General features: G+C 52.7%; 10 protein-coding genes and 3 pseudogenes. 3 read left to right on the top strand and 10 right to left on the bottom strand.

The annotated features are described in order from the left end of the window. Positions 1-163 precede the first annotated feature (163 nt). Positions 164-1,399 carry a peptidase T gene (pepT, locus tag O1V66_RS02080; RefSeq protein WP_045047390.1) on the top strand — a complete coding sequence of 412 codons (1,236 nt, stop codon included), beginning with the start codon at positions 164-166 and terminating at the stop codon, positions 1,397-1,399. A gap of 65 nt (positions 1,400-1,464) precedes the next feature. Here the strand turns inward: pepT and O1V66_RS02075 are convergent. Beyond that, positions 1,465-2,723, bottom strand: a pseudogene (locus O1V66_RS02075) (MFS transporter). 323 nt (positions 2,724-3,046) lie between these two features. Between O1V66_RS02075 and O1V66_RS02070 the strand changes: the two are divergent. Both O1V66_RS02070 and O1V66_RS02065 read left to right on the top strand, forming a co-directional pair. Further along, a pseudogene (locus tag O1V66_RS02070) lies at positions 3,047-4,133 on the top strand (alcohol dehydrogenase catalytic domain-containing protein). Between the two features lie 12 nt (positions 4,134-4,145). After that, positions 4,146-5,689, top strand: a pseudogene (locus O1V66_RS02065) (FGGY-family carbohydrate kinase). 375 nt (positions 5,690-6,064) lie between these two features. On the opposite strand, the gene hisP reads toward O1V66_RS02065, so the two are convergent. The 9 genes from hisP to folC all read right to left on the bottom strand — a co-directional run bounded on the left by hisP (position 6,065) and on the right by folC (position 14,715). Then, on the bottom strand, positions 6,065-6,838 hold the full coding sequence (hisP, locus tag O1V66_RS02055) for a histidine ABC transporter ATP-binding protein HisP (RefSeq protein WP_045047394.1): 774 nt from the start codon (positions 6,836-6,838) through the stop codon (positions 6,065-6,067). Between the two features lie 45 nt (positions 6,839-6,883). Continuing rightward, the gene (locus O1V66_RS02050) at positions 6,884-7,600 is read right to left on the bottom strand and encodes an ABC transporter permease (RefSeq protein ID WP_045047395.1); all 717 of its coding nucleotides are present in this window, start codon (positions 7,598-7,600) and stop codon (positions 6,884-6,886) included. Continuing rightward, complete coding sequence (locus O1V66_RS02045) at positions 7,597-8,283, bottom strand: histidine ABC transporter permease HisQ (RefSeq protein WP_045047396.1); 687 nt, start codon at positions 8,281-8,283, stop codon at positions 7,597-7,599. The genes O1V66_RS02050 and O1V66_RS02045 overlap by 4 nt, the downstream gene beginning before the upstream one ends. A 125-nt stretch (positions 8,284-8,408) precedes the next feature. Continuing rightward, complete coding sequence (gene argT, locus O1V66_RS02040) at positions 8,409-9,191, bottom strand: lysine/arginine/ornithine ABC transporter substrate-binding protein ArgT (RefSeq protein ID WP_045047397.1); 783 nt, start codon at positions 9,189-9,191, stop codon at positions 8,409-8,411. Between the two features lie 391 nt (positions 9,192-9,582). After that, positions 9,583-10,155, bottom strand: coding sequence for a UbiX family flavin prenyltransferase (locus O1V66_RS02035; RefSeq protein ID WP_045047398.1), 573 nt, complete (start codon positions 10,153-10,155; stop codon positions 9,583-9,585). A 171-nt stretch (positions 10,156-10,326) separates the two neighbouring features. Beyond that, positions 10,327-11,844, bottom strand: a complete 1,518-nt coding sequence (purF, locus tag O1V66_RS02030) for an amidophosphoribosyltransferase (RefSeq protein WP_045047399.1) — start codon at positions 11,842-11,844, stop codon at positions 10,327-10,329. 31 nt (positions 11,845-11,875) lie between these two features. Next, positions 11,876-12,367: a colicin V production protein gene (cvpA, locus tag O1V66_RS02025; protein WP_045047400.1), complete on the bottom strand. Its 492-nt coding sequence runs from the start codon at positions 12,365-12,367 to the stop codon at positions 11,876-11,878. A gap of 316 nt (positions 12,368-12,683) precedes the next feature. After that, a complete protein-coding gene (dedD, locus tag O1V66_RS02020; protein ID WP_045047401.1) occupies positions 12,684-13,448 on the bottom strand; it encodes a cell division protein DedD in 765 nt (254 codons plus the stop codon). Further along, entirely contained in the window at positions 13,438-14,715 is a 1,278-nt protein-coding gene (gene folC, locus O1V66_RS02015; protein WP_269128054.1) for a bifunctional tetrahydrofolate synthase/dihydrofolate synthase, read from the bottom strand. The genes dedD and folC overlap by 11 nt, the downstream gene beginning before the upstream one ends. Between the last annotated feature and the right edge of the window lie 93 nt (positions 14,716-14,808).

The raw sequence follows: 14,808 nt of genomic DNA, 5'->3' as shown, positions 1-14,808 counted from the left end.
GGTTAATCTTGCTATTTTTCGTTTCATGCGTTTCCCTGTCATTGAGAGTTAAGACTCATTAATTCGTTAGTACGCCGATAAAAAACAGATTACCATCCACGATACACTTAGTAATACTCTGTTATATATGAAAATCTTATAGATAAACAACTCAGAGGTTAGGATGTCGACTCAAATTGCCAAGCAGCTCACTGAACGTTTTTTCCGTTACCTGTCTGTTACCAGCCAAAGCGATCCTAAAGCCACCTGCCTGCCCAGTACGCCCGGCCAACAAATTCTCGCCGATATGCTTGCTGCCGAGCTGGAAACGCTCGGATTGGAAAACATCCAGATTGATAAGCATGCCACGGTCACCGCCGTAAAACGCGGGACTAAACAGGGCGGTCCGCGCATCGGGTTTATTACCCACATCGATACCGTAGACGTTGGCCTGAGTCCGCACATTCATCCGCAAATCAAAGTATTCAACGGCGAAGATGTCTGTCTGAATACAGAGCAGGACATTTGGCTGCGCCTCGACGAACATCCCGAAATCCTGCCCTATAAAGGTCAGGAGATTATTTTCAGCGATGGCACCAGCGTATTGGGCGCAGACAACAAGTCTGCCGTCACCGTGGTGATGACATTGCTGGAAAACCTGACCGCCGAGGATCAGCATGGGGATATTGTGGTGGCGTTTGTACCGGATGAAGAGATTGGTTTGCGCGGGGCGAAAGCGCTGGATCTGAGCCGCTTTGAGGTCGATTTTGCCTATACCATTGACTGCTGTGAACTGGGCGAAGTGGTATACGAGAACTTTAACGCCGCGGCGGCAGAGATTACCTTTACCGGCGTGACGGCGCACCCGATGTCGGCCATTGGAGTATTGGTCAATCCATTATTGATGGCGCATGATTTCATCAGCCATTTCGATCGTCAGGAAACGCCGGAAAAGACGCGGGATCGCGAAGGTTACGTCTGGTTTAACGATATCAGTGCCAATCAGCAATCCGCCAAACTCAAAGCGTCTATCCGCGATTTCGACAGTGCCAGTTTTGCGGCGCGTAAACAGAAAATCGAGCATGTGGCGAAAGTGATTGGCGAACAGTATCCGACGGCGAAAGTGTCGGTTTCCATTAGCGATACCTACAGCAATATCAGCAGCGCCATCGGTGAAGATCGCCAGGCCATCGACCTGATTTTCTCGGCGCTGGCCGAAATTCAGGTCGAGCCAAAAGTCATTCCGATGCGGGGCGGCACGGACGGCGCAGCCTTGTCGGCAAAAGGCCTGTTGACGCCCAACTACTTTACCGGCGCCCACAACTTCCATTCGAAATTCGAGTTTCTGCCTCTCTCTTCCTTTGTGAAATCCTATGAACTGACCAAGGCTATCTGCCTGCTGGCAGCCCGGGACAAATAGCGGCAAAGGCCCCTGCCTTTCCTTTTGGCAGGGGCATTCCTTTGCACGTCTTTCAGGAAACACCCTCAGGCACGGCTTTTGGCGTCAGGCCAAAATACTTTTGCTTGAATTCGATGTACAACGTCAGAAACGAAGGCCAGGATATACAATCCGCTGTAGGTGAACACGACGCCTTTTACGCCGACAATCGGCAGCAGGATGGTGGCGAGTGCAGGAGCAAAAAAGTTGCTTAAACCCGCAGAGAGATTGCACACAGAGATGGCAGCGCCCTTGTGTCTGGGTTCAAGCGCAGGAAACAGCGCGGTCATCGGCACGAATCCGGCGGTCGATGCCCCCAGCAGAATGGCACCCAGCGCGGCTATCCAGAAGTTGGGGCCGAAGTAGATGGGCAGGAAGTAAAAGGTGATACTGAATACGGCGCAGGCAATTGCCCCAAACCAGCGGATCACGCGCAGAATGCCCCATCGTTGCGACATGATCCCCCAGAAGACGTTGAACACGATGGTGGCGAAGAAGAACAGAGTCCAGATTTGCAGCCAGTCGGGCATACTGAAACCTATTTCATCGATAAACACCATCGGCATGATAATGGGGAAACCAAATAGCGACAGAGTATTGATGATTCTGACGAGGCTCGCCAAACGGATATTTTTATTGGTAATTAATAGCGTAACCGCCAGACTCATTTCGCTGAATTTTTGTTTGGTGGTTAACGTGAGCATATGGGAAGAGGTTTTAATATTCCTTAATGACACCATTGCAATAAGACCGCCCGCCGACACCCAAATCAACGAAAGCCACAAAACATTCAACTCACCTATCTGGGTAATGAACAGGCTCGGCAAATAACTACCCAACACGCCTATCCCGAGCGAATAAGCCGCCCAGAACCAACCGCAGGCGGAACCCACTAATTCCTCACGGACGTTGTGAACAATAACGACAATGAATGAATATAGGAACAAAGGATAAGCCAACCCCTAATTCCATAAAACAGCAGAATGAAATAGTAGTTTTTATTCATCAAACCGAAATACATAAATAATATATGGAAGACGACCCACATCATAAAACCTATTCTCATGGCTTTTTGCGGGGTAATCACTTCGGCAATGACGCCGGACCCCCATGCAGCAAGGGCTGCACAAAGTCCATAAACGGCAAAGGCAAAGGTCGCCTGGGAGGGTGAAAACCCTAACTCAATGATATATCTAGAAAGAAAAGCCAGTTCAAAACCATCGCCTGTCATGAATAAAAATATGGCGATATACCCCCACAGCAGATTTTTGGGCAATCCTAGCCAGTGATCTTTTATTATGTTCATCATTAGTCCTTCATTATTTTTATAAATTAAAATAACCGAGCTTGCCTACACCACGAAAGCCCATCTAATCAGTTTTACCCCTACCAACGTCAACTTGATATTTCGATTATAGCGCGCAGGGTCACAAAATAAATTTACCGCACTTTGTTAATTACTTTTACAACTTATTGACTCAACTAATAAGAAAGAAATAAAACATTAACCAATAAGCGAATTAAAGTGACGACGCTCTAAATTATTATTTAATCCATTGACCGTCCATTGACGGATGAGATTTTAAAAATTACGGTAGCCAAACCCATTAGAGAGGAGAAGGAATTCAAATGACTAATTTACCGCAAACAATTAAACAAATAGTGAATTATGGGCCGCATGATTATCGTTTAATTAAAAACGTCCCGTTGCCCATTCCTCAGGCAAATGAATTACTCATTAAAATCAGCGCCTGCGGTATCTGTGCATCGGACGTTCACTGCCACGGCGGCGCTCCCATGTTCTGGGGCAATGGCGAGTCCCCTTCATGGGTGAAACCGCCGGTGGTGCCGGGTCACGAATTTTTCGGGGTCGTCGTCGGCGAAGGTCCCGGTGGGTTCGCGCATTTTGACGTGAGGCTCGGCGACCGTGTAATAGCCGAGCAGATTGTTCCCTGCGAAAAATGCCGCTTCTGCAAAGGCGGTGACTACTGGATGTGCGAAAAACACGATATTTATGGTTTTCAGCATCAGGATGCCGACGGCGGCATGACGGAATACATGATTTTCAAACCCACCAGCCGCGTTCATAAAATTCCCGACTCGTTATCATTAAACGAATGCGCCCTCATCGAACCTTTCGCCTGTTCCATTCATGCGGTGAATCGCGGCGATATCCAGTTCAATGACGTAGTCGTGCTTTCCGGCGCAGGACCGCTCGGCATGGGCATGATTCAGGCCATCCGTCTTAAAACGCCAAAGCTGTTTATCGTACTGGATACCGTTCCCGAACCGGCTGGCGCTGGCAAAACATTACGGTGCCCATGTGGTCATGAATCCTCTGGAAGAAGATGTGGTCGCCAAGGTCAAGGCACTCACCGACGGCTACGGCTGTGACGTCTATATCGAAGCCACCGGCAATCCGGCCAGCGTACCGCAAGGCCTGAACATGATCCGCAAGATGGGGCGCTTCGTCGAGTTCAGCGTATTTAGCAAAGATACCACCGTCGACTGGTCTATCATCGGCGACAGAAAAGAGCTGGATATTCGCGGTGCGCACCTCGGCCCACACTGCTATGAAACCGTCATCGACTTCTTCGAGCGCAAACTCTTTAGCTCGGAAGGCATTGTCACTCATTCCTATTCACTTGATGAATGGGAAGCAGCATTCGAAATGGCACACGGGACAGATTCGGTCAAAGTTTTGCTGGTTCCTTAAAGGAAATCCGCCATGAAATATGTCATTGGAGTCGATATCGGCACACAGAGCACCAAAGGCATCCTGATGGATGCCAATGGTCGTATTCATGCCAGTGCCTCGCAAAGTTACCACGTAGAAACGCCGAAACCGCTCTGGGCCGAGCAGTGGCCTGACGTCTGGCTGGAAGCCGTACTCTCTGTCCTGACCGACATCGTCAGGCAATCCGGCGTCGACAAGGCACAGATTGCCTCGGTGTGCATCAGCAGCCTTTATGGCGGCTCCGGCATCGCCGTCGATGAAAACATTCGCCCGCTCTATCCCTGTCTAATCTGGATGGATCGCCGCGCCGGCGAGCGGGTCGAATGGGTCAGAAACGAGGTCGATACCCATGAGCTGTTCAACATCACCGGTAATGGGCTGGACAGTTACTACGGCTATACCAAGATCCTGTGGATCAAGGAAAACGAGCCCGACGTCTGGGAGCAGACGCGCTATTTTCTGCCGCCCAACAGCTATATCAATTACCACCTCACCGGTGAAATTGCCGTTGATCACTCATCGGCGGGCAACATTGGCGGGGTTTACAATATCAGGAAGCGCGACTGGTCGACCAAAGCCTGCCGCATGCTGGGTATTCCAAAATCGATGATGCCGCCACGACTGCTGGCGTCGGACGAAATAGTCGGCGGTCTCCTGCCGGACATGGCCGAAAAACTCGGCTTGATGGCGGGCACACCGATTGTGGCCGGTGGCGTAGATGCCGCGGTCGCGACGCTGGCGGCAGGCGTTGTCGCGCCGGGTAATCATGTGGCGATGATCGGCACCTCCATGTGCTGGGGTTTCGTGAACCCTAACGTTGACGCGCGCCACGGGCTGATAAGCATGCCTCACGTCAATAATCCGCTGGAGGATGTCTATACTTTTGGCGGCGCCATCACGGCGGGCGCTTGCGTCACCTGGTTTATCGATCAATTCTGCGCGGGCGAAAAACAACGGGCGGCGGACCAAAACTGCGCGGTACACTCTCTGCTGGAAGAACAGGCTTCCCTCCTGCCGCCCGGTGCCAACGGGCTGATCTTTTTGCCTTATCTGATGGGAGAACGCAGCCCGATATGGGATGCCAAAGCAACCGGCACCTTCGTCGGGTTAAGCCTGTATCACCGTCGCTCCCATCTGTACCGCGCGGTGCTCGAGGGCATCAGTTTTGCACTTAAAGACAACATCGAGTCAGGCAAGGCGTGCGCCGAAAGGCTGGATAACGAACTCATCGTGGTGGGGGTGCCGCGTTTTCGGATATGTGGATGCAGATTATCGCCGACGTCACCGGATATCCGGTGCTGACTATCCAGGAAGAGGTTGAAGCCCCGCTTGGCGACTGTTTTCTTGCCGCGAAAGCCGTCGGCATCATGCACAACGCCGAACAGATCAAACAATGGTTCACCCTCGAATCCCGCGCAACTCCCAACGCGGAGAACCACGAAAAATACCACGCGCTGTTTCAAACCTATCGATCGGTCTATCAACATCTCAAAGAAGATATGCACCAGCTGTATGATCTCACTCAGGAGCCATAAAAATCATACGTCGATGTAGAGCGTTACGTATGTCGGGCATAGCCCTATGTGATTAGCGTTGCAGCAAGGCGGCGAGCCTTGAGAGAGCAAGCGAAGCCAACGATGCTGCAGCGTCATGTATAACGGGCATAGCCCTATGTGATTGGCGTTGCAGCAAGGCGGCGAGCTTGAGAGTCCCGATGAGCTGACACAGGTCAGTGATTCGGGCAAACAAGCGAAGCCAACGATGCTGCAGCGTCATGTATAACGGGCATAGCCCTATGTGATTGGCGTTGCAGCAAGGCGGCAAGCTTGAGAGTCCCAATGCGCTGACACAGGTCAGTGATTCGGGCGAGCAAGCGAAGCCAACGATGCTGCAGCGTCAAGAACGACAGGCTATTTGAGCGCCCCGGAGAGGAATTGTTGAAGCCGTGCACTTTTAGGGCTACCAAACACATCGACCGGATTGCCCTCTTCTTCGATAACGCCCTGATGCAGGAAAATGACATGATTTGAGACGTGGCGCGCAAATTCCATCTCGTGGGTGACCACGACCATGGTTTTGCCCTCTTCCGCCAGCTTCTGCATGATACGCAGCACTTCACCCACCAATTCTGGGTCCAGCGCCGAAGTCGGCTCATCGAATAGCAATACTTCGGGTTCCATCGCGAGCGCCCGGGCAATCGAAACGCGCTGCTGCTGACCGCCGGAAAGGTTAACCGGATACTTGATGCGCGCACGCTCGTCGATGCCAACCTTGTCGAGATAGCGCACGGCCCGCTCCTTCGCTTCGGCCTTGCTCAGCCCCAGCACCTGGATCGGGGCTTCCATGACGTTTTCCAGCACCGTCATGTGGCTCCACAGATTGAAATGCTGAAACACCATCGTCAGCTTGGTACGCAGCAGCTGCAGCTGTTTCTTGTCGAAAACCTTGAGCTGGCCGTCGGTATCGCGCACCATGCGAATGTCCTGATTATTAACGCTTATCGAGCCTTCACTCGGTTTTTCAAGGAAGTTGATACAGCGCAGGAAGGTACTTTTTCCGGATCCGGAGGAGCCGATAATACTGATAACATCACCGGCATTGGCCGACAGTGAAACGCCTTTCAGCACTTCGTGCTCGCCATAACGCTTATGCAGATCGATTACGGCTAATTTTGTTTCTGACATGATTTTTCCCGCACAGGTGAAGGTTGCACTGTTGATACGCTTATTTTAGTGAGAGGACTGGGGCTTGACGTGCCCGAGCCAGCGCTTTTCCGCCTTGCGGAACAAACTTATCAATCCAAATGACACAATCAGGTAAATCACCGCCGCGATGCCAAAGGCATAAAAAGGCTGATAGGTCGCGGAGTTGATGTCTCTGGCAATCTTTAGCACATCGGGCACGGTCGCGGTAAAGGCGAGCGCCGTAGAGTGCAGCATCAGAATGACCTCATTGCTGTAAGCCGGTAACGCAGTGCGCAACGCGGAAGGCAGAATGATGCAGGTATAAAGCTTGAAACGCGAAAATCCGTAGGCGTTGGCAGCTTCAATCTCTCCGTGCGGTACCGCGCGAATCGCACCGGCAAAGATCTCGGTGGTATAGGCACAGGTGTTCAGCGTCAAAGACAAAATGGTGCAGTTGAGGCCGCTGCGGAAAAAGGCGTTCAAAAAGTCGGTGCCACGCACTATCTCCAGACTGTACATGCCGGAATAAAACACCAGCAGCTGCACATACAGCGGCGTACCGCGAAACACGTAGGTAAATAGCCAGATAGGCGTACTGATAAAACGATTGGGTGACACGCGCCCGACGGCCATGACGATGGCCAGCAGTCCGCCCATAACCACCGAACTTATCAATAGCCACAGCGTTACCGCGAGACCGGTAAAACGGTAGCCGTCGCTGTACAGCAGCGCCATACCGTATTGATGCAAGATATCAATCATAGCTCGGCCCTCTTCACACCCAGCGAATAGCGGCGATCGAGCCAGACCAGCACACCATTGGAAAGCGTGGTAAATATCAGGTAAATCACACCCGCAACGATGGCAAAGTAAAACGGTTGATAGGTTCCCTTACCCGCCAGCTGGGTGGCTTTTACCACATCGTTGAGGCCCAGCAGCGAAACCAGCGCCGTCGCCTTGAGGATAACCTGCCAGTTGTTGGCGATGCCCGGAAGTGCAAAGCGCATCATGGCCGGAAACAGAATGCGGCGAAAGATTTTCGGCCCGCTGAAACCAAAAGCCACGGCGGCTTCGATTTGCCCGCGTGGTACGGCCATAAATGCGCCACGGAAGGTTTCGGTAAAGTAGGCACCGTAAATAAAGCCGAGGGTAATGATACCGGCGCTCAGCGGATCGATATCGATTTGATCCATGCCGAGAGATTCGGTCAGGCTGTTGAGGGCAATCTGCAACCCGTAGAAAATGAGCAGCATCAAGACCAAATCGGGCACACCGCGGATAAGCGTGGTGTAGGCACCGAACAAGCCCGAGACCGCCCGGTTTCTGGAAAGTTTGCCGCCCGCGCCGATAAGGCCGATGACCACGGCCAGCAGCACCGAGGAAAGTGCCAGTTCAAGGGTGACTATCGTGCCCTGGATAATAACCTGGGAATACCCGTATAACATGAAAATGTCCTGTCTTTGACGAGAATCAGACTGCGTATCGCAGGCTTATAATTGTTCTCCTGAAAGCAGCCTGCCACGGGGACAGGCTGCCGTTGAGGAGTTTTCCTGACGTCGTCAGATGTTGCCTAGCCGCCGTACACGTCAAAGTCGAAGTATTTTTTCGCCAGCTTGTCGTAGGTGCCGTCTTTACGCATCGAGTCGAAAGCCTTGTCGAGTGCGGCTTTCAAATCGCTGTCGCTTTTACGCAGACCCATGCCCGTTCCGACGCCGAAGAACTTGTCGTCTTTCACGGAAGGACCCGCAAACGCATAGCCCTTGCCCGCAGGTTGTTTCAGGAAGCCTTCGCTGCCTGCCACTTCGTCCTGGAATGCGGCGTCAAGACGACCCGACCCCAGATCGGCATAAATCAGATCCTGGTTCTGGTAAGCCACCACGTTGATGCCTTTTGGCTGCCACATTGCGTTGGCATAGGCTTCCTGCGTGGAACCCTGCAATACGCCTACGTTTTTACCTTTGAGGGAGTCAAGCGTTGGCAGGACCTTCGAGCCTGTCGTGGCAATCAGGCGCGCGTTGGCAGCATAGAGTTTTTCGGTGAAATCGATCTCTTGCTGACGTTTCTCGGTAATGGAGAGCGAAGATATGATGGCGTCGATTTTTTTGGCTTTCAGGGACGGGATCAGGGCATCGAAATCACTTTCAACATAGGTACATTTGATTTCGGCACGTTTGCACATTTCGTTGGCCAGGTCGATATCGAAACCAACCAGTTTACCGCTGGAGTCTTTTGACTCGAAGGGCGCATAGGTTGGATCCGTACCGATTTTGATTGCCTTTGGCACGGCAGCAAAAGCGCTACCTGCGCTGGCCAATACTAATACCAGAGGAAGAACCTTGAACAACTTTTTCATACTTTACCCTCAGCCATTAATCGTGCGTTGTTGTTTGTTGTGTGTTGTGTGTTGTATGTCGTGTGAGTGGATTATCGAGATAACCGTTTTATTATTAGTCACCGGTCTATGTCGGTAACATTTTTACTACATTCACCTCTTTTTTCACTGCATTAACGTCTATGCAGTAATTATGCATAAGTTATGCAGTAATCGTGCCGACTTTTAGCAAGCGGCGTTTTAGTGAGCGACAGTACGTAAAATGGGTGAGGAATAGTCTGCAAAATCACCGCCTAAACGCCCGCTGCCTAAAGATTGAAACAGAAATGCACCAAAATAAAACATAAAGAGTTCAATTTTGGTGCATCGATATCATATTGGGCAAATTTAGGGCAGAAAGGCTTGCAAAAACTTAATGGCTGCCCTGCCAGCGAACAAACAGGTCTTCGGGCAGGTCGATGTCAAACTGGTCAATTACGCGGTTAACGGTCTGATCAATGATGTCTTCCACCGATGCCGGACGATGATAGAAAGCCGGCACAGGCGGCATGATAATCGCGCCAAGCTCGGCGGCCTGGGTCATTAAACGTAGATGGCCCAGATGCAACGGCGTTTCACGCACGCACAACACTAGACGGCGGCTCTCTTTCAGCACCACATCGGCCGCGCGCGTCAGCAATCCATCGGTATAACTGTTGACGATGCCGGAAAGGGTTTTGATTGAACATGGCAAAATGGCCATACCGGCGGTCTTGAACGAGCCGGAGGAGATGGTGGCGGCGATATCACGGGAGTCGTGAACCACGTCCGCCAGCGCCTGCACATCACGCAGGTTGTAGTCGGTCTCGAGCGCCAGCGTCTGACGCGCCGCGTTGCTCATGACAAGATGAGTTTCAACGTCTGCGACTTCGCGCAGCACTTGCAAAAGGCGAACGCCGTAAATGGCGCCACTGGCACCGGAAATACCGACGATAAGTCGTTTCATGAATACAGCCTCTGAAAAGACGAACTAAAACTTTAGAACGTATGAATAGTGCAATGACTTTGCCGTAATGAAAAGCGCTTGGCAAGTGAGTTCAGGAGGCGGGAGGAGATTGCGAAGAAGCCGCCTGCTGCGCCCTGCGAAACAGGTAACATCAGGCGGCTAAAAGGTTGATTAACCTTCGTTATGCATTTCGAGGTTCTCGGCTTCCTGCTGACCGCGCAATGCCTGGGCATCGTCGTTACGCAGCGCGTCGAGATATTCGAGGTAGTTCTGATCCACATCTTTGGTGACATAGATGCCGTCGAACACCGAGCATTCGAACTGCTCGATGTCAGGGTTCTCTTCCTTCACCGCGTCGATAAGGTCGCCTAAATCCTGGAAGATAAGCGCATCGGCACCAATCATCGCATTGATTTCGCTGACTTCGCGACCGTGTGCGATAAGCTCGTTGGCGGTCGGCATGTCAATGCCATAGACGTTCGGGAAGCGCACTTCCGGCGCAGCCGAGGCCAGGTAGACATTCTTCGCGCCAGCATCGCGGGCCATCTCGACTATCTGCTGCGAGGTGGTTCCACGAACGATGGAGTCGTCGATCAGCAGCACATTTTTATCACGGAACTCGGCACGGTTGGCGTTGAGCTTGCGGCGAACCGACTTAACGCGCTCCTGCTGGCCCGGCATGATAAAGGTACGGCCGACGTAACGGTTTTTAACGAACCCCTGACGATAGGGCTTGTTCAGAATACGGGCAATCTCGAGCGCGATGTCGTTGGAGGTTTCCGGAATCGGGATAACCGCATCGATTTCCAAGTCTTCCCATTCGCGGGCGATTTTCGCACCCAGCTTCTGGCCCATACGGCGACGGGCGCTGTATACGGAAATCTTGTCGATGAACGAGTCAGGACGCGCAAAGTACACATACTCGAACAGGCATGGATTGTACTGAGGATTCTCGGCACACATGCGTGTAAACAGCTGGCCCTTTTCGGTGATGAACACCGCTTCGCCCGGCGCGACGTCACGCAGGAACTCGAAGCCCAGCGTATCCAGCGCCACACTTTCGGACGCGACCATGTACTCGCAGCGACCGTCTTCGATTTCGCGCCTGCCGATAACCAGCGGACGAATGCCGTGTGGATCGCGGAACGCGAGCATACCGTGGCCGATGATCATTGCGACGCAGGCATACGCCCCGCGGATCTTGGTGTTCATCGCCGCCACGGCTGCAAAAATGTTGTCTGCTTCCAGCGGGTAATGCTGGAATTTATCCAGTTCGCTCGCCAGAATGTTCAGCAGGATTTCAGAGTCGGACGTCGTATTGACGTGACGACGTGCGCCTTCGAACAGCGTACTTCTCAATTCATGTGCATTCGTCAGGTTACCGTTGTGGGCAAGCGTAATGCCGAACGGAGAGTTGACGTAAAAAGGTTGAGCCTCTGAAGCGCTGGAACTGCCAGCCGTAGGGTAACGAACGTGACCAAGGCCCATGTTGCCCTGCAAACGTTGCATATGCCGTGCTTCGAATACATCCTTCACCAGGCCATTTGCCTTCCGCAAACGGAAGTTGTTGTTGCCATCAATGGTGACGATGCCTGCGGCATCCTGCCCACGGTGTTGTAACACCGTTAACGCGTCATAAATCGACTGGTTTACCGGCATGAAACCGGCGATACCGACAATACCGCACATGTTGTCTTTTCCTCTTCAGCGCTGCCAAATGCTAGATATGCTTTGGCAAGAAACTCGACGTGCTCTGCAGGTAGTCAAAAAACCACCTGATGATATAACTAAACTGCGGGACCAACTGTGATTGTTTCCAGTCTTCACTTTGAGAAAAGCTGGTAAAAGTGTCCAGAAAGAACAGCCCTGCGGAGACTATCAACACCCCACGCAGCGCGCCAAAACAGACGCCTAATACCCGGTCGGTGCCGGATAGACCGGTACGTTCGACCAATGAGCCAATCACATAGTTGACAATTGCACCTACGATCAACGTCGCGATGAACAAGATGGCAATTGCGATCCCGTTTCGAACAACTTCGTCTTCGAAACGTGTGAAATAGACGGCGAGGTAAGGATAATAGTGGCTGGCAACGAAGAAGGCGCACCCCCAGGTTACCAATGATAAGGCTTCGCGAACAAAACCTCGAATCAGGCTGACTAACGCAGAAAACCCGATAACCGCAATAATGACGTAATCAATCCAGACCATCACTTTATCAATCTCATCCAGGATAAGACCCTTTGTCTTTCTCGCAAAAGCGACAATGACTCTGGGAACCACTCGCCCGGCATCCAAATCGCTGCGAATTCTAACAGAAAAAGAAAACGTTTGCGTAGGGGAAATCTGCCGGTCAGCCAAATTAATATTAGTGGCGAAAAAACATCAATCGCCGCATAAAGATAGCGAAACTTTTTGTATTGTCGATAAATAAAAAGGGCACAACATGCCCCTTTTTATTGACGTCTCAGCCTACTCGCAAGCCACACCAAAAGTCTTGATGCAGCCCACTTTCTTCTGTAACAGATTACTTGCCTGCCGAGTAGGCGCGCACGACGCCGCTTAATCCGCTGACGCTTTTAAGCGAAGGCAATGACGCCTCGAGATTCTGCCTGTTGGCCTCAGGCCCGACAAACACGCGGGTAATCTGCCCCTGCACCGGCGTTGACGGCACGGTATAGGCGCGATAGCCCGAGAGACGCAGCTTGGCGACTATCTCGTTCACCTTGTCGGCATTTTTAAGCGCGCCCAGCTGAACGATGTAAGACTGCCCTGCCGGCGGTTTTTCTGCCGTTTGCGGTTTAGTCTCGGTTTTAGGCGTTTCTACCGTTTTTGGCTCAACCGCTTTAGGCTCGACCTTTTTAGGTTCGACTTTCTTCGGCTCGACCGGTTTGGTCTGTGCCGGTCTGGTCTGCTGTACCGGCCGCGATTCGGTCATCGGCGGTGGCGTCAGCGCCTTCGGCTGAGAGGCGGATTTTGGCGAAGTGACCGTTTGCGGCGCTTCACTTTCCTCGCTTTCACCGTTGGCCTGGGCGGCGGCGTGCGCAGCCTCTGCGGCTCCGGCATTTACGGCCTCGCCTGCCCCTTCCGGAGGCTGGGCGGGCAGAGACTGTGTGACCTGCCCGGCGCTGTCCTGCTCCTGGCTGTCACCCGGTTTTGGCACCAGAGGAATCGAGGCGAACTCATCCTCATAGTGTTTCTTTTTCCCATCCAGCAGGCCGGGAAGAATAATGACTCCCAGCGCGACAAGAATGACGGTGCCAACCAGACGATTTTGAAACTTACTTGCCACTGGTATTCCCCGTATCCAACGCAGCCATCACATGCGCTACGGTATGAAATGATCCACAGACTATAACAATATCCTGACTATCAGCATCCTGCATCGCCTGTTTCCATGCTGCCAGTACGTCGGGGAATGAAAACGCCTCGGGAAGATGTTCGGTCAGGGCTTCAACCGTGGCACCGCGCGGCCCTTCAAGCGGCGCGCAATACCAGACATCAACTTGAGGTTTCAGACACGCCAACGTTCCGGCAATGTCTTTATCCAACAACATGCCGATAACTGCACGCACTTTTCCACCCTGCCCTGGCAAATCGGAAAGTTTACCGGCCAGATACCCGGCGGCGTGCGGATTATGAGCAACATCAAGGATTAGCCTTGGCGATTCACTCACCGTCTGGAAACGTCCCGGCAGAGAAGCTTGCTCCAGACCTTTTCTCAATGCCTCGTCGGAAACGGCAAGGGATGCATAATTCAGAGCCGCCAACGCCGTGGCGGCATTGGCCAGCGGCACATTCGGCAGCGGCAGGGCTTCATGGGAGACGTCGCCGTTGCGGGTGTGCCAGCTCCAGTCGGTTGCCCCCACCTGATAATGCCAGTCGTGGCCGACCTGATGCAGTTGCGCGCCTTTTTCTTCGGCGACGAGGCGAATGGACTCGGGCATATCCTGCTCACCGACAATGGCCGGACGATGACCGCGGAAAACCCCGGCTTTCTCGCGGCCAATGCTCTCGCGATCTGACCCTAGCCAGTCTGTATGATCCAGCGCAATGCTGGTCACGACAGCGACATTGGCATCGACAATATTGGTGGCGTCCAGACGACCGCCCAGCCCGACCTCAAGGATGACGACATCCAGATTGGCCTGTTTGAACAGCTGCAACGCCGACAAGGTGCCGTACTCGAAGTAGGTCAGCGAAATATCGCCGCGACCGGCTTCCAGCAAGGCAAAGGATTGGCAGTGCTCCGCTTCGCCAAGCTCCCTGCCCTGAATGCGCACGCGCTCGGTATAGCGAACCAGATGGGGAGACGAATAAACGCCCACGCGGTAACCGGCGGCGATCAGCACGGCTTCCAGTGTGCGGCAGGTCGTGCCCTTGCCATTGGTTCCGGCGACGGTAAACACCTGTGGCGCGGGTGTCAGCAGGCTCATGCGCGTTGCGACGGCTTTGACTCTGTCGAGACCGAGTTCAATTGCCTGGGAGTGGAGATTTTCGAGATAACAAAGCCACGTGGCCAAAGGCGACGTGGCTTGGGAAGTAGGTATGTTTTGCATAAGTCCCGCCTAACCTAATCTGTTCAGAATCAAAGCGTCTGAAGGACGTGCATTACCGGACGTTACGACAGGCAATGCCCCTTTGTCAGTGCC

This window comes from Rouxiella chamberiensis (genome assembly GCF_026967475.1).
Taxonomy (GTDB): Bacteria; Pseudomonadota; Gammaproteobacteria; order Enterobacterales; family Enterobacteriaceae; genus Rouxiella; species Rouxiella chamberiensis.
This window is presented reverse-complemented; position numbering and strand designations above follow the sequence as displayed.